21 protein-coding genes are annotated in these 24,826 nt (G+C 60.0%); 12 read left to right on the top strand and 9 right to left on the bottom strand.

From position 1 onward, the window contains the following. Positions 1-17 precede the first annotated feature (17 nt). Positions 18-1,250 carry a YkvI family membrane protein gene (locus HMPREF3048_RS07335; RefSeq protein WP_070449996.1) on the bottom strand — a complete coding sequence of 411 codons (1,233 nt, stop codon included), beginning with the start codon at positions 1,248-1,250 and terminating at the stop codon, positions 18-20. A 290-nt stretch (positions 1,251-1,540) separates the two neighbouring features. On the opposite strand from HMPREF3048_RS07335, the gene rpsA reads away from it, so the two are divergent. The 3 genes from rpsA (at position 1,541) to HMPREF3048_RS07320 (ending at position 4,129) form a co-directional block, all read left to right on the top strand. Next, positions 1,541-3,004, top strand: a complete 1,464-nt coding sequence (gene rpsA / locus HMPREF3048_RS07330; RefSeq protein ID WP_070422931.1) for a 30S ribosomal protein S1 — start codon at positions 1,541-1,543, stop codon at positions 3,002-3,004. Between the two features lie 100 nt (positions 3,005-3,104). Continuing rightward, a complete protein-coding gene (gene coaE, locus HMPREF3048_RS07325) occupies positions 3,105-3,698 on the top strand; it encodes a dephospho-CoA kinase (RefSeq protein ID WP_070771736.1) in 594 nt (197 codons plus the stop codon). Between the two features lie 77 nt (positions 3,699-3,775). After that, complete coding sequence (locus HMPREF3048_RS07320) at positions 3,776-4,129, top strand: DUF4259 domain-containing protein (RefSeq protein WP_070422929.1); 354 nt, start codon at positions 3,776-3,778, stop codon at positions 4,127-4,129. Between the two features lie 6 nt (positions 4,130-4,135). Here HMPREF3048_RS07320 and HMPREF3048_RS07315 read toward each other — a convergent pair whose 3' ends face one another. The 5 genes from HMPREF3048_RS07315 to HMPREF3048_RS07295 are packed head-to-tail and all read right to left on the bottom strand — an operon-like array spanning position 4,136 to position 11,053. Beyond that, positions 4,136-5,872: a choline/carnitine O-acyltransferase gene (locus tag HMPREF3048_RS07315; protein WP_083316809.1), complete on the bottom strand. Its 1,737-nt coding sequence runs from the start codon at positions 5,870-5,872 to the stop codon at positions 4,136-4,138. Positions 5,873-5,896: 24 nt separating this feature from the next. Continuing rightward, complete coding sequence (locus tag HMPREF3048_RS07310) at positions 5,897-7,546, bottom strand: ABC transporter ATP-binding protein (protein ID WP_070771735.1); 1,650 nt, start codon at positions 7,544-7,546, stop codon at positions 5,897-5,899. A gap of 19 nt (positions 7,547-7,565) precedes the next feature. Beyond that, a complete protein-coding gene (locus HMPREF3048_RS07305; protein ID WP_070422927.1) occupies positions 7,566-8,555 on the bottom strand; it encodes an ABC transporter permease in 990 nt (329 codons plus the stop codon). Further along, entirely contained in the window at positions 8,555-9,502 is a 948-nt protein-coding gene (locus HMPREF3048_RS07300) for an ABC transporter permease (protein WP_070422926.1), read from the bottom strand. The genes HMPREF3048_RS07305 and HMPREF3048_RS07300 overlap by 1 nt, the downstream gene beginning before the upstream one ends. 6 nt (positions 9,503-9,508) lie before the next feature. Further along, positions 9,509-11,053 carry an ABC transporter substrate-binding protein gene (locus HMPREF3048_RS07295; protein ID WP_224212741.1) on the bottom strand — a complete coding sequence of 515 codons (1,545 nt, stop codon included), beginning with the start codon at positions 11,051-11,053 and terminating at the stop codon, positions 9,509-9,511. Positions 11,054-11,201: 148 nt separating this feature from the next. On the opposite strand from HMPREF3048_RS07295, the gene uvrB reads away from it, so the two are divergent. The 3 genes from uvrB to HMPREF3048_RS07280 are packed head-to-tail and all read left to right on the top strand — an operon-like array spanning position 11,202 to position 14,285. Further along, complete coding sequence (gene uvrB, locus HMPREF3048_RS07290; RefSeq protein WP_070422924.1) at positions 11,202-13,301, top strand: excinuclease ABC subunit UvrB; 2,100 nt, start codon at positions 11,202-11,204, stop codon at positions 13,299-13,301. 18 nt (positions 13,302-13,319) lie between these two features. Further along, complete coding sequence (locus HMPREF3048_RS07285) at positions 13,320-13,778, top strand: universal stress protein (protein ID WP_070422923.1); 459 nt, start codon at positions 13,320-13,322, stop codon at positions 13,776-13,778. Between the two features lie 60 nt (positions 13,779-13,838). Continuing rightward, positions 13,839-14,285, top strand: a complete 447-nt coding sequence (locus HMPREF3048_RS07280; RefSeq protein WP_070771734.1) for a universal stress protein — start codon at positions 13,839-13,841, stop codon at positions 14,283-14,285. A gap of 12 nt (positions 14,286-14,297) precedes the next feature. On the opposite strand, the gene HMPREF3048_RS07275 is transcribed toward HMPREF3048_RS07280, so the two are convergent. The 3 genes from HMPREF3048_RS07275 to HMPREF3048_RS07265 form a co-directional block, all read right to left on the bottom strand. Next, the gene (locus tag HMPREF3048_RS07275) at positions 14,298-16,487 is read right to left on the bottom strand and encodes a HelD family protein (RefSeq protein WP_070771733.1); all 2,190 of its coding nucleotides are present in this window, start codon (positions 16,485-16,487) and stop codon (positions 14,298-14,300) included. Positions 16,488-16,562: 75 nt separating this feature from the next. Then, positions 16,563-17,591: a DoxX family protein gene (locus HMPREF3048_RS07270; protein ID WP_070422920.1), complete on the bottom strand. Its 1,029-nt coding sequence runs from the start codon at positions 17,589-17,591 to the stop codon at positions 16,563-16,565. 97 nt (positions 17,592-17,688) lie between these two features. After that, complete coding sequence (locus HMPREF3048_RS07265) at positions 17,689-18,291, bottom strand: MBL fold metallo-hydrolase (RefSeq protein ID WP_070771732.1); 603 nt, start codon at positions 18,289-18,291, stop codon at positions 17,689-17,691. 83 nt (positions 18,292-18,374) lie between these two features. On the opposite strand from HMPREF3048_RS07265, the gene uvrA reads away from it, so the two are divergent. The 6 genes from uvrA (at position 18,375) to pheS (ending at position 24,815) form a co-directional block, all read left to right on the top strand. Beyond that, on the top strand, positions 18,375-21,233 hold the full coding sequence (gene uvrA, locus HMPREF3048_RS07260; RefSeq protein ID WP_070771731.1) for an excinuclease ABC subunit UvrA: 2,859 nt from the start codon (positions 18,375-18,377) through the stop codon (positions 21,231-21,233). Between the two features lie 281 nt (positions 21,234-21,514). Then, positions 21,515-22,036, top strand: a complete 522-nt coding sequence (gene infC, locus HMPREF3048_RS07255) for a translation initiation factor IF-3 (protein WP_083279489.1) — start codon at positions 21,515-21,517, stop codon at positions 22,034-22,036. 36 nt (positions 22,037-22,072) lie between these two features. Continuing rightward, complete coding sequence (gene rpmI, locus HMPREF3048_RS07250; RefSeq protein WP_070422917.1) at positions 22,073-22,267, top strand: 50S ribosomal protein L35; 195 nt, start codon at positions 22,073-22,075, stop codon at positions 22,265-22,267. A 52-nt stretch (positions 22,268-22,319) separates the two neighbouring features. After that, on the top strand, positions 22,320-22,706 hold the full coding sequence (rplT, locus tag HMPREF3048_RS07245; protein WP_070422916.1) for a 50S ribosomal protein L20: 387 nt from the start codon (positions 22,320-22,322) through the stop codon (positions 22,704-22,706). 86 nt (positions 22,707-22,792) lie between these two features. Continuing rightward, on the top strand, positions 22,793-23,611 hold the full coding sequence (locus tag HMPREF3048_RS07240) for a TrmH family RNA methyltransferase (protein WP_070771730.1): 819 nt from the start codon (positions 22,793-22,795) through the stop codon (positions 23,609-23,611). Between the two features lie 145 nt (positions 23,612-23,756). After that, positions 23,757-24,815 carry a phenylalanine--tRNA ligase subunit alpha gene (gene pheS, locus HMPREF3048_RS07235; protein ID WP_070771729.1) on the top strand — a complete coding sequence of 353 codons (1,059 nt, stop codon included), beginning with the start codon at positions 23,757-23,759 and terminating at the stop codon, positions 24,813-24,815. Positions 24,816-24,826: the final 11 nt, after the last annotated feature.

Genomic DNA, 24,826 nt, shown 5'->3' with positions numbered 1-24,826 from the left:
AGCGAGGCCTGATTGGCCTACACGTCACTGACGGTTTTCTCGTCGGAGGCATCCTCGACTGCGTCTTCAACTGCTTCTTTAAATTCATCCTCCTCGAGATTGGAGTCTTCAGCGAGATCTTCAATCTCGTCCGAGGTGTCGTCGTCAAGCGCGGCCTCAACAGCTTGAGCGCGGCGCTCGCCTTCTTCTTTCAGGCGGGTGCGGTGGCGGAAGTAGACGACGGTCATCACTGTCATCACGAACAGGCCGAGGTAGCCCAGGATCGGGTACAGGTTGGAAACGAGCGGCTGGAAGCCGGCGAAGGAAAGGCCAAAACCGACAATGCAGGCGATGGCATAGACCGGGTAGAAGCGCTCTGGGTTCTTTCTGGTGAGTCGCTTTGCCAGCGCGTAGAACATGCCCAAACAGGTGTTGAACACCATGAGGAAGATCACCCAGGTCATGATGAAGCCCAGGACTGGGTGGACGTTATCCAGCACGGTCAAAAGTGGCATGTCGTGGCCGTTTACTGCCTCGACCTGCATGAGCAGCGCGGCTACAAGAAGGGCAAGAAGTGCCACGTAAATGAGTCCACCAAGGACTCCGCCAATCCGCGTGCTCTTCGTGTCAAACTCATCACCGGCCATCACGATCGCCATCGAGACACCGCATAGGGCGTTTAGTCCCGTGTGGTTGAGTGCACCCAAGAACCAGTACGGGGTGCCGTCAGCGCGGTTTACTTCGTTGCGCGCAAAGTTATCCACCTCAGACCAGTCGACGCTGATCTGGGTGAACGAATAGATCGCGCCGATGAGCACAAAGATCACCAGCAGGGGAGTTGCCCAAGCGATGACAGAGGCGACGCGGTCAACGTCGAATCGGCCGACGATAAGCATCAGTGCAAGCATGAGTACCGCGCCCACCCAAATCTGCCAGTCGAATGCTTGGTTCAGGTTCGAGCCTGCGCCAGCAAACATGACGAAGCCAACGGAGAACATGCAGATAACCGCAGACCAGTCCATGAGGAACGCGGCAGGCTTCGATGCCACCTTGTAGAAGACTTCATTGTGTTCGTCGGCGAGGAAATACGACCCGAATGTGACAAACGCGGTGGCGGCTAGCAGCATGGTCACGCCAGCAACGATTACACCCCAAAAGCCCTGGGTGCCGTAGGCGACGAAGTATTGGAGTGCTTCCATGCCGGAGGCAAAACCCGCTCCGACGACGATGCCGACGAACGATGCTGCGACGGCAAGGCTGCGTTTCCACATAGGGTGAACACACTTTCTGAGTTGTAGAGTTATGGACTTACGTCATGGTAGTCCCTTGCTTATAAACTGCGTTGCAGTGCCCGGGGTCCAGATCATTTGCTCTAGCTGCGGAAAGTGTCTACACTCGTGCGGGCGTGTCTACGCGCGAGCTTGGCGTCCATCGTAATAGGAGGGTGTGGCGACCAGCCCGCTGCGAGATCAGCAACCGCGAGCGTTTCGGCGCTTACGCTGCTGAGAGAGACGCTTCTGTCCAATCACGATCTCCTATTTTTTCGGAGCACATACTACTTATGCGCACTACCAACGCACCCCAGGTTGCCATCAACGACATCGGTGGCCCTGAGGAATTCCTCGCCGCAGTCGACGAGACCATCAAGTACTTCAACGACGGTGACATCGTCACCGGCACCGTGGTCAAGGTTGACCACGACGAGGTCCTGCTCGACATCGGCTACAAGACCGAGGGCATCATCCTCACCCGCGAGCTCTCCATCAAGCACGACGTTGACCCGGAGGACGTGGTCGAGGTCGGCGATGAGATCGACGCGCTTGTCCTGACCAAGGAGGACAAGGAAGGCCGCCTGATGCTGTCCAAGAAGCGTGCTCAGTACGAGCGTGCTTGGGGCACCATCGAGGAGCTGCAGGCCAACGACCAGCCGGTTACCGGTACGGTCATCGAGGTCGTCAAGGGTGGCCTCATCCTCGACATCGGCCTGCGCGGCTTCCTGCCGGCATCGCTGGTCGAGATGCGTCGTGTTCGCGACCTGGATCCGTACATCGGCCAGGAGCTCGAGGCGAAGATCATCGAGCTGGACAAGCACCGCAACAACGTGGTCCTGTCCCGCCGCGCTTACCTGGAGGAGACCCAGTCCGCGGTCCGCTCCGACTTCCTGCACCAGCTGCAGAAGGGCCAGGTCCGCAAGGGCGTTGTGTCCTCCATCGTCAACTTCGGTGCATTCGTTGACCTTGGCGGCGTTGACGGCCTCGTCCACGTCTCCGAGCTGTCCTGGAAGCACATCGACCACCCGTCTGAGGTTGTCGCTGTTGGCGACGAGGTCACTGTCGAGGTGCTCGACGTCGATCTCGACCGCGAGCGCGTCTCCCTGTCACTGAAGGCGACCCAGGAAGATCCGTGGCGCGTCTTCGCCCGCACCCACGCTGTGGGCCAGATCGTCCCGGGCAAGGTCACCAAGCTGGTTCCGTTCGGTGCGTTTGTCCGCGTCGAAGAGGGCATCGAGGGCCTCGTCCACATCTCCGAGCTGGCTCAGCGCCACGTCGAGGTTCCGGACCAGGTTGTCAACGTCAACGAAGAGGTCATGGTCAAGGTCATCGACATCGACCTGGACCGTCGTCGTATCTCCCTGTCGCTCAAGCAGGCTGACGAGGACTTCGTCGAAGAGTTCGATCCGTCCCGCTACGGCATGGCCGACTCCTACGACGAGCAGGGCAACTACATCTTCCCGGAGGGCTTCGACCCGGAGACCAACGAGTGGATGGAAGGCTACGACGAGGCTCGCCAGCAGTGGGAGGCTCGTTACGCCGAGGCAGAGCGTCGCCACCAGGCACACGCTGCCCAGATCGAGCGTCACCGCGCCGCTGCAGCCGAGGCTGCAGAGCAGGCTGGCGATCAGGCCAATTACTCCTCTGAGTCTGCAGCTGCAGCTCCGGCAGCTGACCAGGCTGAGGAGAACATCGGCTCGCTGGCTTCCGACGAGCAGCTCGCTGCTCTGCGCGACAAGCTTGCTGGCAACTAAGCCACGACGAGTTCGTGCTTAGGGATTGCCTTTAAGCAATCAGCGTCAGCGCCCCGCATCACCGTCATGGTGGGCGGGGCGCTTTGCTATCTTCACATGCATGAAGAAAGTTGGACTCACGGGCGGAATCGGCAGCGGCAAATCCACAGTCGCACGAATGCTGGCAGACGAAGGCTTCCCAGTAGTGGACGCCGACCAGATCGCACGAGAGATCATGGAACCAGGATCACCGGTGCTCGCACAGGTCGCGGAGGTTTTTGGCGAGGACCTTATCGACGACACCGGCGCCTTAAACCGCGCAGAGCTGGCGAAACGCGCTTTCTCTTCGACGGAGCAAACGGAGAAATTGAACGCTTTAACGCACCCGGCCATCCGCGCTGAATCCAACCGGCGATTCGATGAGGCAGAGAAGGCAGGCGCTCGCGCGGTGATTTACGACATGCCGTTGCTTGTGGATCTCGGTCTACACCACGACATGGACATGACGGTCGTCGTCGATGTTGATGTGGACGAGCGGGTACGCAGGCTCGTCGACAAGCGGGGGCTCACTGAAGCGGACGCGCGGGCGCGCATCGCGCAGCAGGTTGACGACGACACCCGACGGGCGGCAGCCGACATCGTTGTGGATAACAACGGGCCGCTCGAGGCACTTGCAGCACAGGTAGAAAAGGTCGTACGGATGATTGACGCGTGAGTTTCTCACTGGAAATACCGCGGAAATTCACTCTATGGCAATCATTGATTTACCTACGCCTTTTAGCGTGACGCGGTATGGGAACTTGGGATACAGGGCCGTTTGATAACGACCCCGCAATCGAAGCGGTTGACGCAGTGGTCAACGGCACATTCGACATTGCCCAATTCCGTTTCGATTGTGGGCTTGGGTCGCTGGGAACTGATGAGGCTGCATCCGTCATCGCGCTTGCTGCCATGCTTAACGGACATTTCCCCGAGCGACATAGTGGTGCCGGCGTCGATTCGCCGTTCACATTCGACGATCGGCAGTGGATCAGACGGCGCGCCCGTTCGATTCTTCGACCAGGTGGCTCGGAGCTCTACTCCATGTGGGAGGACGCAGGCGAACTTGACCAGTGGCTTGCCGAAGTGCGAAAGTACGCCGTCTGACTGTCCTTACTCAGCGTTTGTGCTCAACGTAGCGCAGAACTGCCAGAGCAACTCGCCGGCCTTTGTCAGGTTGGCCAGGAACTCTTCCGGCTGTTCGGCAGTCGCTGCGTTCCAGGAGACGCAATACTCCGTATCGTCGTGCAGCGGGGTATACGCGATGCCGAATCCTTCTGGCAACGCCGGTGCGAAGCAGTAGCGAACGATCTGAGCAGCGCCGCCGATCGAGGTCGTGGATAAGAAATCGCGACGAGCAGCGGTTACACGCGTGTCGTTGAAGAATGCGTGAGTGTCGTCGATAGTCGCCATCATCTGGATATGTCGGTCGAAGCCGTTGCCAGACTTGCACCGCTTCACCCATGCCCGATGCGCGTTAATAGCGGCCTCGAGGCCAGCCTGTTCAGCCGTACCCTCCACAAGCGCTCGCGCAAAAGCAGCAGCCTCGGGTGTGGCGGCGCGCAAGCACTCCGTGCGTCCGGCACGGAACTCACGCATGTCAACGGCCTCATATGCCGCGCGTACTCGGCCGTAGGTCAGTTGCTGCGCGATAGTCATCATTAACTGCGCTGAAGCATCGCGGCTGAACTTCAACGGCAGGTCCGCAGGCTGGTCAAACGGCACGTGCACGATGCGGGTACGCAATTTCTCCGCCGCGTCCGCAACCTCGGCAACGCTCTTCTCGATGCGCGTGGTGAGCGCGTTATCGAGATCCCAGCGCAGTTCCTGCGGCTTTGCGACGAAATCTGCGCCGACACCGATCTCCGCTTCTTGCATGCGCGTGATCGCGGTAACGAGGGTTCCGCCGTCCTGGCACGAGTGCTCAACGTGCACTGCACTCCAGGGATCTGTCAGGCTGAACTGGTAGCTCAGCGGCTTGTACGTCCATGCACCACGGGGGAGGAAGGTCAGTTCGTTGATCCGCTCCTCGTCGGAAGCGTGTGTGGTTACTCCGTAGTCGATCAGGTCGACGGTGAAGAGGAACTCCTGCAGACGTTTGTACACATCGCCGTTGTCGCCCTGTGCCAACATGTCCGGCAGTACTTCTGCAAGCGTTTCGGAGCCGAGCAGCGATGCCGCGTTGAAGTCCACGCTCTGCTTGCGCGGGGCGTCCAGAACCGTCTCAAGCGCGTTTCGCAGCTTCGGAGCTGCAATCGGCTCGCCAGCCTCGTCGGTCACGGGTACTGCGTAAAGGTGCCCATCGACAAACACGCCGATCTCGCGGTTGGCAGTGCCTGCGGTGGCGACGATGATCTCATCCTCACCGGCACTCGGGTGGCGCAGCCCTCCGCCAAAGACAAACCACTGGTCTTGGGTAATGCGGTTGCCGCGCGCGTCCACGTAGTCCGGCAAGTCATCTCCCGCAGCTTGGAGGTGAACAACCAACGCTCGCCGGATGCCGTCAACCACACGGTCCAAGCCAGTCTCCTCAGATGGCAGCGCCAGCTGGAAACCCACGTTCGTCGTCAGTGTCAGTGGCCCACGGGTTGCCAGGTAGCTCGAATACCACTCGTCGGAAAGCCAGTTCGTGCCTTCGGCCTCACGGGTTGCTGCGCGCTGCCGCAGTGCCTCGTCGAGACGCGGGGCTTGCGACTGCGCGAAGTCAGCGACGATCGCCTTCGCTTCTGCAAGCTCGGTCTCGTCGAGAACCGCCTCAAGCGCATGAATGTAAGCCTCGAGCGTGGACGAAAGATCCGGAACTGGCAAAGCTTTCAGATCGCGCGTCAACGGGTGCGGAGTAATGGGCACTTAAAAGCCTTTCTTCAAAGAGAGTTAAAGTTCCGGGATATTTGCTAACAAGGACTTGGTGTACTCGTGCGTTGGCCGCTCAAGAACATCATCGACTGGCCCTTCGTCCACGATAACGCCCTTGTTCAGCACCGCAATACGCGTGGCGGTGTGACGTGCCAGCGCAATGTTGTGGGTGACAAACAGCATCGATAGACCGCGCTCTGCGCGAAGGTCTGCAAGAAGCTCGAGGATCGATGCCTGGACCGACACATCGAGAGCCGACGTGATCTCGTCGCACACCAACACGTCAGGAGCATTCACGAGCGCACGCCCAATCGCAGCGCGTTGGCGCTCACCACCGGACAGATCACCCGGGCGACGGTCGTAGAAACTCCGGTCGAGCTGGACAGCTTCCAAGACGTCCTCGACGACCCTGCGGTGCTCCTTCCGCGACAACTTGCCCGACATGACAAGTGGCACGCTCAGCGACTCACCGATCGTGCGCCGCGGGTTCAACGAGGAAAACGGCGACTGGAAGATGTACTGAACGTACTGACGCTGATCCACGGTGCGCTCGCGGCTGCCGTGCTCAAGCAGTTCGCCCCGCAGGCGCACCTCTCCGGTGTAGCCAGGGTTGAGACCTGCGATTGATCGAGCCAACGTTGTCTTGCCGGAGCCAGACTCGCCGAGCAGAAGAATCGACTCACCCTCCTTGAGCGTGAGATCAATGCCGTGGAGGACCTTGTTGTCGCCGTAGGCCATCTCCAGATTGTTCACCTGCAGCAGCGGGGCAGCGCTATCGCGCTCCTCAACCTGGACGGCAGAGGCGATGCCGTGGCCGGTGATGTTCTTTCGACCCGGCAAATCTGGAATCGCGGCGAGAAGCTTTTGAGTATACGGGTGCTGTGGGTTGTACAGCACCGCCTGCGCAGGGCCTTCTTCGACGATGTCACCGCGCAGCATAACCACGACACGGTCCGCCAACTCAGCCACCACTGCAAGATCGTGCGTGATGTACAACGAAGCGATGTCGTTCTTGTGCGTCATCTCGCGCACGGTGTCCAGCACGTGGGCTTGGGTGGATACGTCGAGGCCGGTCGTAGGCTCGTCGAGAATCAGCACGTCCGGGTACATGGCGAACGCCATTGCGATACCGACGCGCTGCTGTTGGCCACCAGAGAGCTGGTGCGGCCAACGGGCCAAGTATTCGTCGGTGTCCGGCAAATCCACGTCGCGCATGACTTCGCGGACACGAGCACCAGCATCGCCATCGAAGGAGTGCACGTCGAGCACTTCACGGATCTGTTCACCGATACGCATCGTCGGGTTCAAACTCAGTGCCGGATCCTGCGGCACATACGCGATGCGGCTGCCGCGAAGTTCCCGCAGATCAGCTTCGCTGAGGTTGAGGACGTCATAGTCGGTTCCGTTTGCGGAATGGAGGGTCACGGTGCCGTCGAAAAGCATCAGTCCCGGGCGAAGATGACCCATAGCAGCCAAACCGGCAGTAGTTTTGCCCGAGCCGGACTCGCCGACTAGACAGACAATCTCGCCCCGTTTCAGCGTGTAGTCCACACCGTGGAGGATCTCAGCGCCTTCCAACGTGCCTAGGCGAAGGTCGCTCACGCTGAGCACAAAATCATCTGACGACTTGGTGTTGCCGTCTTGGTTCGCGGATATCGCGGTAGTCATTCGTCATTCCCCTTTGCTGCTATCCGTTGTGGCGGATGGGCTCGTGCTTCGGCACCCGTTCCGGGTCGATGGTCTGGTTGCGGCCGCGCTTTGGCGGTGTAGCAGTGGTTGCGGTGGCGCGCGCTGTGGCGTCGGCCAACATGTTGGTGCCGATAGTCAGCACAGCAACCGCAGCCACCGGCAGAAGCACGCCCCACGGCTGCAGCGATAGTGCGATGCGGTTCTCGTTGATCATCAAACCCCAGTCCGCAGCCGGCGGCTGGATGCCAAGGCCAAGGAAGGACAGCGAGGCAATCGAACCAATGGAGTAGGTCAGACGCAGACCCGCCTCCACAGCCAGCGGGCCGGTGATGTTGGGCGCGATCTCCTGGATGAGAATTCTCCAGTGCGGCACCGAATACATCTGGGCGGCGCGGATGTAGTCCTCGTTTGTCACGGACATCGTCGCAGCACGTGCCACACGGGCAATGCGAGGCGCGTGCGTCAAACCAATGACCAGGACGAGCACGGTTGCTGAGGGGCCAAAAATAACGATGGCCAACATGGCAAAAATTAGCTGTGGGAACGCCAAAATCACGTCGTTGAGCCGCATCAGCACCGAATCGACTTTGCCACCTGCGTATCCCGCAATCATGCCGATGATGGTGCCGACAACCATGCCGAGGACCGTGGCCAAAAACGCGGTCACCAACAGGATGAGGCCACCGGCAACGAAGCGAGACAGCACCGAACGGCCAAGGTTATCGGTGCCAAACACTCCGATGTCCGTAAATGGCAGGCCGATGAACTCCGTTGTGCTGCGACCGGTGATCTGCTCGGCGAAGAAATACCCGACGACCGCCAACGCGATGACAAGCCCCGTCAAGACGAGTCCGACCTTGCCTTCGGACTGTGCCCAAATTCGGGACAGCAATGGTTCCGGCTTGGACACCGACGTTTTCAGTTCAGAATCGTCGACCACGGGTTTCGGGGTTTTCCCTGGTTCTTGGGGGTGTACTGGTGCAGACATCAGTTACTCCTCAACTTCGGGTTAGCCGCAATGCTGACAAGATCCGCCAGTAGGTTGACCACGACATATACCGCGGCGATCAGCAGTGAGACAGCCTGAACAACTTGTACGTCGCGGTAGTTCACCGCATCGATGAGCGCGACGCCGAGGCCGGGGTAGCGGAACAGATACTCGACGACCACAATGCCGCCAGCCAGCCACGCGAGCTGGATTGCGACGACCTGTGCAATGGGCCCGACCGCGTGGGGCAGCGCATGACGGAACACCACGCGACGCTCGGGCACGCCTTTCAGTCGCGCCATCTCGACGTAGCCCGATTCCAGTGCCTCGATCATCGTTGCGCGAGTCATACGCGCCACATAAGGCGTGACGACGAACGCGAGAGTCAAGGTTGGCAACACCAGCTGCATTGGGAACTCCCACACACGACTGCCCGGAGGTGACATGGTCACTGCCGGCAAAATTTGGAACACCGAGGTAGCGAACAACGTGACCAGTGCGATACCGATGACGAACTCCGGCAGCGCAGCGAGAATCAACGTCACCCAGGTGATCGCCGAATCGCGCTTGTAACCGCGCCACCACGCCGCATACACACCCAGGAGCACGCCGACAGGGATCGAAATTGCCGCGGCGAGCAGCATGAGTACCAGCGAATTCACCAGTGGCTCGCCAAGCAGTTCAGAAACTGGGCCACCGGTGGACGTCGATGTGCCCAAGTCACCGGTGAAAATGCCTCCCAGCCACAGCAAGTAGCGGGTGACCGGAGGCTGGTCGAGATTCATTTCTGCCTCGAGCGCCGCGATACGTTCCGGCGTTGCCTGCTGGCCCAAAATTGCCGTAGCCGGCGAGCCAGGCAGAAGCAACGTCGCGCAGAAAATGATGACGGATACAGCGAACAGGATGAAGACACTCACCCCGAGCCTGCGAAGAATGAACTTGCCCATGTGTGCTTATGCCTCCGCAATCCAAACTCGCTCGAACATGGCCTGGCCCAGCGGCATACCGCCGGGGTGGGTTTGAAGCCCCACCACGTATTTGTGGTACGCGTCAATCTGGTTGGCAAAGCCCCAGATGATGTAGCCGCCGTCGTCGTAGAGACGCTGCTGCAGCTCGTGGATCATTTCGCTGCGTTTTTCGTCGTCGACAATCGTTCGGGCCTCGTTGGCCAACGCAGTGAACTCCGGGTCCACCCAGTGGGTCTCGTTAAACGGTGAATCCGCCGTTGCACACTGGTTAACCTGCTGGAGGAAGTTTCGCGTGTAGTAGAACGACAACGCGAACGGGTACTCCAGGTAGTTGCCGTCGGCGAAGAATGTCGAGGAATCAACCTGGTTAATAGTTACGTTGATGCCAGCAGGACGGACCTGCTCTGCGTATACCTGGGCGCTACGTAACGCGCCGGTCTGGATTTCAGCGGCGTTGAGGGTGACATCGATACCGTCCGGGTAGCCCGCCTCCGCGAGAAGACGCTTGGCCTCCTCGATATTCTGCCCACGCTGGGGAATGTCCTCCGGGTAGGCGGGGTCGTACGGGCTGAACATGTCGTTGCCCACTTGACCTTCGCCGGAGTAGACCTGGTCCACCAATTGCGGGCGGTCCGCGGCAAGGCGCATGGCGCGGCGCACGCGGACATCATCAAACGGTGCAACGTCCACGCGCATCGTCAGCGGCAACCACATGCCGGTTTGCGAAATGAGGGTGTCCAAGCGCGGGTCTGCATCGATCACACGTGCAAGCGAGTGGTTCAGGCTGCCGATTGCGTCAACCTGGGAAGACAGCAATGCGTTGAGCATGGCGTCCTCCTCCTGGAAGTCGATGATGACAACGCTGTCTAGGTAGGGAGTCTCTCCCCAGAAGTTCTCGTTGCGCACCATCTTCGTCGACTGGCCGGGGGAGAAGTGCTCAAGCTTGAAAGGGCCGCTGCCGATCGGGTTCTTGGGATCGTAGTCCTCCGGCACGATGCCCATTTGATACTCGGCAAGACTGTCAATGAGCGTCGCGTCCGGGGCATTGAGGTAGATGCGCAACTCATTCGGTCCGGTGACCTCCATCGATTCGATGTGGTTGATCGATGCAGCACCGGACTTCGGGTTGTCGGGATCGCGAATACGGTCGTAGGAGAATATGACGTCCTCAGGGCGCACCGGTCGACCGTCTGAGAACTGCACACCATCGCGCAGCGTGATGGTCCACACCGTCGCGTCGTCGTTTGGCTCAATAGCCGTGGCGAGGCGGTACTGCAGGTCGTAGTTGGTGTCGTAGCGTACGAGCGAGTCGTACATGTTGATCAAACGCGTGCCGTCAGAAGCACTCGTTGGAATGTGCGCATCTACGGTGTCGGTGGAAGAACCTCCGACGAGCCCCACCCGGAGCCTGCCGCCGCGACGAGGTGGACCAGAGGTGTTTATCTCCTCGACGGGGGCGGTGGTACACGACGCCAAGGCAAGGGTCGCTCCACCCAGCACGGTCGCCCGCAGCATCTGTCTTCGAGTCATCTGCATAGAACGCTTCACCTGTACTTTCCGACGTGCGCTGGTAGTGCGCTGTTAAATCTATAAGTACAAAGGTATTGTCTTTAGTGATTGCCTGCAAGCAGATTTACTTATAGATCCAGTTTTTGGTTTCGTCGATACACTGGCGAGCATGGCTTTTGCTGCTGAACATCCAGTCCTCGCGCAGTCCGAGTTTCGCCCTGTCGGTGAGATTGAGCGGCGCGAAAAACCATTCGAGGTGGTGTCAGAGTTCCAACCCTCTGGCGACCAGCCGCGCGCCATTGCCGAGTTGGATGAACGCCTCAACCGCGGCGAGCGCGATGTCGTGCTACTGGGTGCGACCGGTACCGGTAAGTCCGCAACTGCGGCATGGCTGATCGAAAAGCAACAGCGCCCCACCCTTGTGATGGCGCCGAACAAGACGTTGGCTGCGCAGTTGGCCAACGAGCTTCGCCAACTGCTGCCGAACAATGCGGTGGAGTACTTCGTGTCGTACTACGACTACTACCAACCGGAGGCCTACATCGCGCAGACGGATACCTACATTGAAAAGGATTCGTCCATTAACGACGACGTCGAGCGCCTCCGTCACTCCGCAACCTCCGCATTGTTGTCGCGCCGCGACGTCGTCGTGGTGTCCTCGGTGTCCTGCATCTATGGCTTGGGTACCCCGCAGTCGTACCTGGATCGCTCCGTTGTCCTGCGCGTCGGGGAAGAGGTGGAACGTGATCGCTTCCTCCGCCTGCTTGTCGACGTCCAATATGAACGCAACGACATCGACTTCAAGCGCGGTACCTTCCGCGTCAAAGGCGACACCGTGGACATTATTCCGGCCTACGAAGAAGTCGCGGTGCGTGTGGAGTTCTTTGGCGACGAAGTGGATTCGCTTTACTACATCCACCCGTTGACGGGCGATGTGCTCAGCCAGGAAGACGAGGTCCGGATCTTCCCGGCAACGCACTATGTGGCCACTGACGAGCGCATGGAAAAGGCGATCGAGGCGATTAAAGAAGAGCTTGCAGACCGCCTCGAGGAGTTGGAGAACAAAGGAAAGTTGTTGGAGGCTCAGCGCCTGCGTATGCGCACTGAGTATGACCTGGAGATGATCCAGCAGGTCGGGTTCTGCTCCGGCATTGAGAACTACTCGCGCCACATGGATGGTCGCCCCGCGGGCTCTGCGCCGGCGACACTGATCGACTACTTCCCGGAAGACTTCCTCACCATTATCGACGAGTCGCACGTCACCGTCCCACAGATCGGTGGCATGTTCGAGGGTGATATGTCGCGAAAGCGCAACCTGGTGGAGTTCGGGTTCCGTTTGCCGTCCGCGGTGGATAACCGCCCGCTGACGTTTGATGAGTTCGAAGCGCGCGTCGGCCAGACGGTCTACATGTCCGCGACCCCGGGCGACTACGAGCTTGAGGCAGCGCAAGGCGAGTTCGTCGAGCAGGTCATCCGCCCGACTGGCCTGGTAGACCCGAAGGTCACCGTGAAGCCGACGAAGGGACAGATCGATGACCTTATCGACGAAATCCGCGGCCGCACGGACAAAAACGAACGCGTGCTTGTGACCACACTGACAAAGCGCATGGCCGAGGATCTCACCGATTACCTGCTGGATAACGGCATCAAGGTCCGCTACCTGCACTCGGACATTGATACCCTGCAGCGTGTCGAACTGCTACGCCAGCTGCGCCTTGGCGAGTTCGACGTCTTGGTCGGCATTAACCTCCTGCGTGAGGGCCTCGACCTGCCTGAAGTTTCGCTCGTCGCCATCCTCGACGCCGATAAGGAAGGTTTCCTGCGGTCGACGAAGTCGCTCATCCAGACGATCGGTCGTGCAGCCCGAAACGTCTCCGGCGAGGTCATCATGTACGCGGACCAGATCACCGAATCGATGCAGGAAGCAATCGACGAGACCGAGCGTCGCCGCGAAAAACAAATCGCATATAACAAGGAGCACGGCATCGACCCGCAGCCACTGCGCAAGGCTATCGCCGACATTTTGGATCAGGTCTACGAGAACGCGGATGCGGACGCGCCAGCGTCGCTGAGTTCAGACACCGCTGTCGCGGAGAAGCCAGATGTGGCGAACATGGCCTCTGACGAGGTGCAAAAGCTTATCGACGACCTCACCGTCCAGATGCGCGACGCCGCTCGGGAACTGAAGTTTGAGCTGGCGGGACGCCTCAGGGATGAGATCGCTGACCTCAAACGCGAACTGCGTGGTATTAAAGACACAGGAAATTAGCGAAAGGACAGAATCCTCATGCACACCTACACTTCTATCGCCGTCGGTACTGACGGTTCACCGACTTCCATGGTCGCCGTGCGTGCCGCCGCAAGCCTTGCACGCGTGTACGACGCGAAACTCACGATTATCTGCGCGCACTACACGGCGTCTGGGTCGATGCTGAACTCCACCAACGCGGAGCTCAGCCGTGTCGACATCGTGACGGAGACGAACGCGCGCAACATTTTGGCTGAGGCAAAGAAGATTGCTGAAGAGGAGCAGGCGAAGGAAATCAACCTGGTCTCCTCAGGCGGCCAACCCGCGACCGTGCTGGTGGAATCGGTGCAGGAATATGACGTTGATCTGCTCGTTGTAGGTAACAAGGGCATGCGCTCCATGGCGGGCCGGATCTTCGGCAATATCCCGGGCAACGTGGCGAAGAAGGCGCCGGTGGATGTCATGCTCGTCGATACCCGGTCTGAGGGACACAATTAAATCCTTCGTGGGTAGAATGTCCCCGATATCCGCGCCGTAATCTTGAAAGGTGATTTCCACATGGCCGATTCCCCGTACAAGACCATTGTTGTTGGCTCCGACGGGTCCAAGTCGTCCCTCCTGGCCGTAGAGCGTGCCGCTAAGTTGGCTGCTGCATTCGGCTCCACCCTCGTTATCGGCACCGCCTACTACGAGAACGAGGATGAGGCTGCCAAGGCCCTGCGCCAGGACTCCGTGACCATCCTCGGTGACCAGAAGGCTCTTGAGAACCTTGAGGGTGCCGCTGAGCACGCACGTTCCTTCGGTGCATCCGACGTCCAGACCGCGACCCGTCCGGGCACCCCGGTTGAGGCGCTCATGGCGATCGTCAACGACAACAACGCTGACCTGCTCATCGTCGGTAACCGTGGCATCAACTCGCTGACCGGCCGTCTGCTTGGTTCGGTGCCGGCTGACGTCGCGCGTCAGTCCAACTGCGACGTCATGATCGTCCACACCGTGAACTAAGCGGTTTCCCGCTTAGTTCCCGATCACCGTCAGCGTCTGCGTGGCGCGGGTGACAGCGACGTAGAGGTCTTGCCACCCTTGTGGCGAGGCCTCTACGATTTTTTGTGGCTCCACCACGGTGACGTGGTCGAATTCGAGGCCTTTCATCTCGTCGACGTTGTGCACATCGATCACCGCATGCAACCCATCCCGCTTGTCGACGACCTCCGCACCTGCCGGAAGAAAATCAACCGGAATGCCGGTGGATCGGATTGCCGTCGGTGCAGTCGCCTCCGGGTCAATTTGTGCCAGAACATCCGCCGCATAATCCGAGATTTCCTTCGGCGTGCGGTAGTTCACCGTCAGCTCGTGGATACGGAAGCGCTGACCCACAAAGGGTTCGAGTGCTGCAGTCCAATCGTCCACGCCCGCTGGCGAGGAAGTCTGCGCGGTATCTCCGACAAGGGTCATCCACCTTGCCGGGCACCGGCGAAACACCATGCGCCATTCCATTGGGGATAGCTCCTGCGCCTCGTCGACGATGATGTGCCCGTAGGCCCATGTTTGATCCGCACTGGCGCGCTGCGCGGTAGAACGATTATCAGTGACCCGCTGACGAGCAGCGAGCGTCTCTGCGTCGATCACGTCAGCCGCAGAAAGAATCTCCGCCTCAAACTGGTCGTCATCGTTATCGGTGGACTCGGACGAGGCAAGGATATCCAGCGCGTCTTCGGCCTCCTCCACGAGTTCGCGCCACTCGGCTTCTTCCTTGCGGCGGGCTTCTTCCGGATCGACGGTGCCGATCAGCACCGCCAGTTCGTCCACAAGTGCAGTATCGGCGGGGGAGAAGTCCTCCTCCGGGGAGCGCAGCAGCGCCGCACGTGTGTAGTCGTCGTAGTCGTAAGCAGCGTGCGCAATCGCATCCTCATCGGTGAGGAACTCACCGAGTACGTCGGTGGGGTCGAGCTCGGGGAAGTGCTCGTCGATAAGCGCTAGCACCTGTGGCTCATCGGCGAGGTCATCGTGGAGCTGATCTATGTCTGCAGCAGACAGCAGGTTGGCACCACCGAGGGGATCTTCACCAATCTTTTGGGCCAAAGCCTCCGCCAGCGATTGGGTGAGGTGTTCTGCAAAGAACGGACGCGCCTGATTGTGCGGCCGGCGGGAGCGACGTGCGCGAGTGCGCGCGGCCTTGATCATGGCGGGCGTGGCCTCAATGGCTACTGAATCAATCGTCAGCACGACCGGCTTGTCGGGAACAGTTTCGTAGGCTTGCACGGCGCGCTTGAGAATCGTCACCATCTCCTCCGACCCCTTCACCTCCCGAGCCGCGATCGAATCGCTGCCCGTAGGCGTAAACCCGGGGACGAGTTGATCAGCAGTGGAAAGCACTACGCCAGTCTCGCCGAGCTCCGGCAACACACGGGAGATGTACTCCAAAAACGCCGGGTTCGGGCCCACGATAAGCACGCCGGTGCGGCTGAGCTGCTCGCGCCACGTGTACATCAAATAGGCAATACGGTGCAGGGCAACCGCAGTCTTGCCCGTACCCGGACCGCCCTGTACAACCATCACGCCGCGGGTTGGATCGCGGATGATCTCGTCCTGCTCGCGCTGGATCGTCTCCACGATTGAGCGCATATGCCCCGTGCGCGCTTCATTCATCGCACGGCGAAGCGCAGCCTCAGAGCCAACCCCGGCCACCGATGTGTCTGCGTTGTCGCCGGACAGCACCTCGTCATCTACCGCAGTAACCTTGCGCCCCCGCATACGGATATTGCGGCGCGTCTCCACGCCCTCTGGGTGGGCGGTCGTCGCAAGGTAGAAGGGGCGTGCGAGCGGGGCACGCCAATCAAGCAGCAACGTGCGGTAGTTATCCTCGCGGTCGTCAATGCCAAGTCGGCCGATATAGCGCCGGTCTAAATCCTCACGACCCGGCACGGGGTTCTCCGGCTCATCGTCTGCTACGTCAATGCGCCCAAAGACAAGCCCGGCTTCAGCAACGCCAAGCGTGTCCAGTTTGGCATTGAGACCGTGGTACTCAGTTTCTCGCCGCACAAGAGCGTCCGAATCCGGGTTGTCCGGGTCAACATCACGCTGAACCTCTTCGAGCCTCGCACGGGCACGAGCCACCTCGGCGTCGAGGTGTGCGAACAACGTATCCGCGTGCGACTGCTCGTCGGCGACGGGGTCAGGTGAAAGATCGTGCTGTAAATCCTGCATCCCCAAAACAAACAACCCCGAGGCGGGAAATATTCCCAACGCCTCGGGGCCGTAACGTTCAACTAAATTCAGTGCTTAGCTGAGCTTCTTCTGAGCCTTCTTCACCAGCTTCTTCGCGCGCTTCTCAGCCTTCTTGGCCTTACGCTTCCACTTCAGCTTGGTGATCCAGGACGGGTCAGCATCGAGCTTGTCCCAAGCCTTCTCCAGCTTGTCGATGGCACCCTGCGCCTTGTCCTGAGCCTTCGCGGTTGCCTTGTTGACCTTGCGCTTCGCCTTAAACTTGTCCAGAGTAGACGGCTGCAGATCGTTGAGCTGATCCTGCAGGTCACCAACAACGCTGTTGACCTTGCGCTTCGCCTTGAACTGCTGGATCTTCGACGGCTTCAGGTCATCGACCTTGCCCTCTGCCTTGTCTGCAGCGTCATCGAGCCAGTCACCAGCGTCGGAAAGGAAGCTCGAAGCCTGCTTCTTAGCGTCGTCGAACCAGTCGCTAGCGGTATCGCCGGCCTTGGAAGCGGCCTTCTTCCAGTCGCCCTTGTTGTCGTCGATGTAATCGGCAACCTGGTCGGTGCGGTCAGAGAACCAGTCACCAGCCTTGTCAAAGGCCTTCTCGGTCTCAGACTTGGTCGGCAGCGCCTGCTTGATGTTCTTCTGCGCAACGGAAGCGGCGTTCTGTGCACGCCACTTCATGTTCGGCTTGCCAGCCGTATCAACAGTTGCCAGCAGCACGCCACCAGCAAGACCGAGGTCGGTCAGGGCGCCACTGCGACGACGAGCCTTCTCTTCCTCGCTGTCGGCCTCCCAGAATGCGTGGCGGCCAATCACCGTCGGGATCGCGGTTGCAGCCAGCAGGGTGGCGGACAGGCGCGGGAACTTGCCGATTGCGAACAGGGAGCCAGCGCCAGCCTTAACGCCGCCGACAATCTTTGCGGCGGATTCCGGATCCTCCGGAACGAAGCCGCGGTACTCGGCTGGAACAGCGGTGCGCAGCTTCTTCAGGACAGTATTTGCGGAGTCCTTGTGGGCTGCCGGGTTCAACAACGTCTCAACGCCGTCGATCACGTAGACCGATGCCAGCATTGGGCGTGCGATTTTGCGAATCATATATGTACCCAAATCCTTACGTTTTGTAGCTGATTGTGCTCCCACCGAGTGTAGCGATTTTGCGCCAGGCCAGCTGTGTCCTATTGCACAACGCCACTTACCAGCGACGCTCCCACCACTCGTCAAGGTGGGGCCGTTCTGCGCCCAGCGTGGTGGGTTTTCCGTGGCCAGGGCGAACGATTGCGTCGTCGGGGAAGGCGTCGAAAAGCTTCTGTTTCACATCGTTGAAGAGTCGCACGAAATCACCCTCGGACTGGGTTTTGCCCAAGCCCCCCGGGAATAGGGAGTCGCCCACGAAAAGGTTCGGGGCGCCGTCGATGTCTACCGCGATAAACGCGCCGCCGGGAGTGTGCCCGCGCAAGATACCCACAGGAATGCGATGGCCGGCGAACTCGATGGTGTCACCGTCGCGCAGTTCCACATCGGGGGCGACGGGAAGTGCAGGGGCATCCAAAAACGGTGCGTAGTGTGTGGCGCCGGTTGCCTCCAGCACTGCTTCCAGAGCGCGGGTGTGGTCGTGGTGGCGGTGTGTTGTGAGAACCGCGGTAATATCCACGCTGGCGTCGCGGGCCATGGCGTGGAGGGTGTCGGGCTCATCGGCGGCGTCGATAAGCAAACCTTGCTCCCCGGAAGAGAGAAGGTAGCAGTTGTTGTCCATGGCGGATACGGAAACCTGGTGCAGCTTCAGCGAAGTACTCATGCCCGCCACAGTAGTAAGGAATGTTTGTATAGCGCGCGACGTTGGTAGTTTCTTGGGAGTACGAATCGACGAAAGGCGAAGACGTGGCCGACAAACTTATTGTGCGTGGTGCTCGGGAACACAACCTCAAGGGCGTAGATGTCGAGTTGCCCCGCGACAAAATGGCGGTGTTCACCGGACTGTCGGGCTCGGGCAAGTCCTCGCTGGCCTTCGATACCATCTTCGCCGAAGGCCAGCGCCGCTACGTTGAGTCGCTGTCGTCCTATGCCCGCATGTTCCTGGGGCAGATGGACAAGCCCGACGTCGACTACATCGATGGGTTAAGCCCAGCGGTGTCCATTGACCAGAAGTCGACCAACCGCAACCCGCGCTCGACGGTAGGCACGATTACTGAGATCTACGACTACCTGCGTTTGCTGTACTCGCGTGCGGGTACCGCCCACTGTCCGGAATGTGACGCTGTGATTGAGCGACAGACCCCACAGCAGATCGTTGACCGGATCCTGGAGTACGAAGAGCGCACGAAATTCCAGGTGCTTGCGCCTATCGTGCGCAAGCGTAAGGGTGAGTTCCAGGACCTGTTTGCAGACCTCGCCGCCCAGGGTTATGCGCGTGTGAACGTGGACGGGGAGACCTACCAACTCACCGACCCGCCGAAGTTGGAAAAGCAGATCAAGCACAACATCGACGTTGTGGTGGACCGCTTGATGGTCAAGGCGAGCCAAAAGCAGCGTCTCACGGACTCCGTGGAGACAGCGCTGAAGCTGGCGGACGGCCTTGTAGGGTTCGACTTTGTCGATCTTGACGCCGACGATCCGGAGCGCGTGCAGATCTTCTCAGAGAAGATGGCCTGCCCGAACGGGCACAAGCTCAACGTGGAGGAGTACGAGCCGCGCGCGTTCTCATTCAACTCGCCTTTCGGCGCTTGCCCGGCCTGTGACGGTCTCGGTATGCGCAAGGAGATCGACGTTGACCTGATTATTCCCGACCCAGATGCGCCTGCGGTTGACGCGTTCCAGCCGTGGAACTCGAGCCCGAACAAGAAGTACTTCACCAAACTCATCGAAGCGCTGGCGAAGGAAGAAGGTTTTGATGCGAACGCACCGCTGAGCTCGCTGACCAAGACCCAGCAAAAACACCTGATTCACGGCTCGTCCACCAAGATCAACGTCCGGTACAAGAACCGCTTCGGCCGTCAACGTTCCTACACCGCCGCCTACGAGGGCATTGTGGGCTACATCGAGCGCAAACTTGAGCAGGCGGAGTCAGACACGCAAAAAGAGCGCCTCCTTGCGTTTACCCGCGAGGTGCCGTGCCCGACCTGTAAGGGTGCGCGTCTGAAGCCGGAGATCCTTGCGGTGCGCCTCGCGTCGACAACGCACGGGGAGAAGTCCATCGCAGGGCTGACGGAATTGTCCATCGAGGACGCCTCCGAGTACCTGGACAACCTGGTGCTCGGCTACCGCGAGGAAATGATCGCGGGCGCAGTGCTGCGAGAAATCCAGGCGCGCTTGCATTTCCTGCTCGACGTCGGCCTGAACTATCTGACGCTCGCGCGCTCTGCCGGCACGCTGTCCGGTGGTGAAGCACAGCGCATTCGCTTGGCGACGCAAATCGGTTCCGGTTTGGCCGGCGTCCTGTACGTGCTTGACGAGCCGTCCATTGGACTGCACCAGCGAGACAACCAGCGCCTGATCGCAACGCTGAAGAAGCTGCGCGACCTCGGCAACACGCTCGTTGTTGTCGAGCACGACGAGGACACGATCCGTGAGGCCGACTGGCTCGTCGATATCGGACCCAAGGCTGGCGAGTATGGCGGTGAGGTGGTCTACCAGGGAGATCCGGCGGGCATCCTGAAGGCGAAGGACTCGCTCACTGGTGATTACCTGGCGGGACGTAAGAAGATTGAGGTTCCGGAGCAGCGACGTGTCGTCGATACGCAGCGCATGCTCAAGGTTGTTGGTGCCCGCGAGAACAACCTAGACAACGTCGATGTGAGTATCCCGCTGGGCGTACTTGTGGCTGTCACGGGTGTATCGGGCTCGGGCAAGTCGACGCTGGTGAACCAGATTCTGGCGAAAACCCTGCAGAACCAACTCAATGGTGCGCGCCAAGTGCCCGGGCGCGTGAAGAAGGTCGAAGGCCTGGAGCACCTGGACAAACTCGTGCAGGTGGACCAGAGCCCGATTGGGCGTACGCCGCGGTCGAACCCCGCGACATACACGGGCGTGTTTGACAAAATTCGTAACCTGTTCGCCGAGACTCAGGAGGCGAAGGTTCGAGGTTACAAGACCGGGCGATTCTCCTTCAACGTCAAGGGCGGCCGCTGTGAGGCTTGTCGTGGCGACGGCACGATCAAGATCGAGATGAACTTCCTGCCGGACGTTTACGTCCCGTGCGAAGTGTGCCAGGGTGCACGTTACAACCGCGAGACGCTCGAAGTGCGCTACAAGGGCAAGAACATCGCCGAGGTGCTCGACATGCCGATCTCCGAGGCAACCGAGTTCTTCGAGCCGATCACCTCGATCCACCGCTACCTGCAAACGCTGGTAGATGTCGGTCTCGGCTACGTCCGACTCGGGCAGAGCGCAACCACGCTGTCCGGCGGTGAGGCACAGCGCGTGAAGCTCGCCGCGGAGCTGCAGAAGCGTTCTAACGGTCGCACGATCTACATTCTCGACGAGCCGACCACCGGCCTCCACTTCGAGGACATCCGCAAACTCATGCTGGTGCTCAACGGGCTGGTAGAGAAGGGCAATACCGTGCTGGTCATTGAGCACAACCTGGATGTGATCAAGTCAGCTGACTGGATCATTGACATGGGTCCGGAAGGTGGCTCAGGCGGCGGCACCGTGGTTGCGCAGGGCACCCCGGAGGACGTGGCCAAGGTCGAAGGGTCCTTCACCGGCGAGTTCCTCCAGGATGTGTTGGCAAAAGCGTAGGAGAGCTCGATTTGGTGCACGCGTGTAATGCGTGTACTATTCACTTCGCACCGCCCAGCGTGTCCGTTTCACGGATGCGCGGGCCACAAGAGGAGTGAATCCCACCCCAAGCCGCCGGCGTTGAGCCGAGTTGGATACGGGTCAAACGGTGTGCCATATGTTGGCATACCTGGACGATCTCCCGCCACCGGATTCCGGTGAGCGGGTTTTTCGCGTGAGATCACCCCAAATGTGACCCAGAGCGGCAACGACATTGTTTCTCGAAGTCTCTAGGAGTTCTCATCAGCGCTGAAGCTCGGATTAACGATCGAATCCGCGTCCCCGAAGTTCGCCTTGTCGGCCCGTCCGGCGAGCAGGTCGGCATTGTCCGTACGGATGATGCCCGTAAGCTGGCCTACGAAGCGGATCTCGACTTGGTTGAGGTGGCGCCGAACGCTAAGCCGCCTGTGGCCAAGATCATGGACTACGGCAAGTTCAAGTACGAGCAGGATCAGAAGGCCCGCGAGGCCCGTAAGAACCAGCAGCAGACCGTGGTCAAGGAACAGAAGTTCCGTCCCAAGATCGATGAGCACGACTACCAGACCAAGAAGGGCAATGTTGAGCGCTTCCTGGAGAAGGGCAACAAGGTCAAGGTCACCATCATGTTCCGCGGCCGCGAGCAGTCCCGCCCTGAGCTGGGCTACCGCCTGCTGGAGCGTCTCGCTGAGGATATCGGCGAGTTGGGTGTGGTCGAGTCCCGCCCGAAGCAGGACGGCCGCAACATGACGATGGTCTTCGGACCGGCTCGCAAGGGCAAAAAGTAAATTTTGAAGTAACCGACACTCTGAAGGGCTTTCACCATGAAGCAGAAGACCCACAAGGGCACCGCAAAGCGCATCAAGGTCAACGGCAAGGGCAAGCTGCGCCGCGAGCAGGCTGGTAAGCGCCACCTGAACGAGAAGCTCTCCTCGAAGCGTCGCCGCAAGCTCTCCGGCACCACCGACGTCGCTAAGGCTGACGTCAAGCGCGCAAAGCGCCTCCTCGGCATGTCCTAAGCACTGCCCGATCAATCAACCGATTACGAGATAAGAAAAGGAAGTTTGACTCATGGCACGTGTGAAGCGTTCAGTCAATGCTAAGAAGAAGCGCCGCGCAATCCTCAAGTCCGCGAAGGGCTACCGTGGCCAGCGTTCCCGCCTCTACCGCAAGGCTAAGGAACAGTGGCTGCACTCCCAGACCTACGCTTACCGCGACCGTCGTAAGCGCAAGGGTGAGTTCCGCAAGCTGTGGATCCAGCGCATCAATGCTGGTGCACGCATGAACGGCATCACCTACAACCGCCTCATCCACGGCCTGAAGCTGGCTGAGGTTGAGGTCGACCGCAAGATCCTCGCCGAGCTCGCTGTCAGCGACTTCGCTGCATTCTCCGCCCTGTGCGAGGTTGCAAAGAACGCTCTGCCGGAGGACGTCAACGCTCCGAAGAACGCCGCATAAGCGCTTTCGCTTTTCGACGACACACCGCCCCGTCCCACCACACCAGGTGGGACGGGGCGGTTTTTGTTCGCGGTAAGGTATCGGCCATGGCATTGGATTTTGAGCAGCCGTTTACTGAGCGCACCCCGCGTGTGGTCAACGCTGCGAAGCTGAAACGCGCGGCGGGTCGTCGCAAAGCAAAAGCTTTTCTCGCGGAAGGGGAGAACGCCGTGGAAGCGGCGGTGGCTACGGGTGCAGCAACAGACTTGTTTGTCACCGAAGCAGCGGCTGAGCGTTTCGAGGAAATCGTTCGCGCCGCTGGCTACATGGATGTCTACACGCATGCCATCAACGACAAAGCTGCTCAGCACCTCGCCGACGCGGTGACCAACACGGGTATTTTCGCGGTGTGTAGGCCGGTGCTGTGGACGGTGCCGTCGATCCTCAAGGGCCGGCCCCGTCTAGTTGCAGTGTGTGTGGAGACCAACGACCCGGGTAACGCAGGCACGATCATCCGCCTGGTGGATGCACTCGGTGCGGATGCAGTCATCTTCGCTGGTGACACCGTCGATCCAGAATCGCCGAAAGTGGTGCGTTCCACCGCAGGCTCGCTGTTCCACGTACCCGTGGCGCGCGACCGCGACATTCACCGAGTAATTGGGCAGCTGCATTCTGCCGGATTAGCTACGGTGGCAACCTCGGCGTCGGGGGAGACATCCCTGGCGCAAGCAGACGAGGTGCTTACACGCCCAACAGCGTGGCTGTTTGGCAACGAGGCCCACGGACTTAGCGATGAGCTTCTCACCAACGCTGATCACCGGATCTCCATCCCGATTAAGGGCAGCGCGGAATCGCTGAATCTCGCTACCGCTGCATCCATGTGCCTCTGGGAATCCTCCAAGGCGCTCGACGCAGACGAAAGGTAATCGCGATACCGACACCTATCGCATGTCCCCCTCGCGCATTCATGTGTCGGCTCCACGGGTAAAGTGGTGGACGCTTTTGAACCGACATCGCTGCAGACGCCCTGAGCTGCAGAGCACTTGTGGAAAGGCACGGGTGAGCGTAAGCGTGGCCGACAACGCAACACAACTTCCGGATATTGAACTGACCGAGGAAGCCCTGAACAAGGCAGCAGACGACGCGATTGCTGCTTTCGAAGCAGCTGCGGATCTCGCAGCACTTGAAGATGCGCATCGCGCGCACCTGGGGGAGAAGTCCCCGATCATGCAGGCGCGTAAGTCGCTGGGGTCCATTCCGAAGGATCAGCGTAAGAACGCTGGTCGCTTTGTGAACATGGCGCGTGGCCGCGCCGAAAAGGTCTATGCCCAGCTGCGCCAGGTCCGCGAAGCAGAGCACCGCGAGAAGCAGCTGCGTGAGGAAAAGGTTGACGTTACGTTGCCTACCGCACGCGCTCACGCCGGCGCGATGCACCCGATCACCACACTGTCGGAGCACATCGCCGACATCTTCATCGGCATGGGTTGGGAAGTGGCCGAAGGCCCCGAGGTTGAAGCGGAGTACTTCAACTTCGACGCGCTGAACTTCATTCCGGACCATCCGGCCCGCACACTGCAGGACACCTTCTACATTGGCGAAGAAGGCTCCAAGCAGGTCATGCGTACACACACGTCGCCGGTGCAGGTGCGAACGATGCTTGAGCGCGATGTGCCGATCTACATTGCGTGCCCGGGCCGTGTGTTCCGTACGGACGAACTCGATGCCACCCACACCCCTGTGTTCCACCAGGTGGAGGGTCTCGCTGTGGACAAGGGACTGACGATGGCGCACCTGCGCGGCACGCTCGACCACCTGGCTAAGGTGCTGTTCGGCCCGGAAACCAAGACCCGTATGCGTACGAACTACTTCCCGTTTACCGAACCGTCTGCCGAGGTGGACGTTTGGTTCCCGAACAAGAAGGGCGGCGCTGGCTGGATTGAGTGGGGCGGCTGCGGCATGGTCAACCCGAACGTGCTGCGTGCTGTTGGCATCGACCCGGAGGAGTACACCGGTTTTGCGTTCGGCATGGGCCTTGAGCGCACGCTGCAGTTCCGCAATGGCCTGTCGGATATGCGCGACATGGTCGAAGGCGATGTCCGTTTCACTATTCCGTTCGGCGTGCAGGCGTAAAAGGAGAACCA

Source organism: Corynebacterium sp. HMSC075D04 (genome assembly GCF_001815635.1).
GTDB lineage: Bacteria > Actinomycetota > Actinomycetes > Mycobacteriales > Mycobacteriaceae > Corynebacterium > Corynebacterium coyleae.
This window is presented reverse-complemented; position numbering and strand designations above follow the sequence as displayed.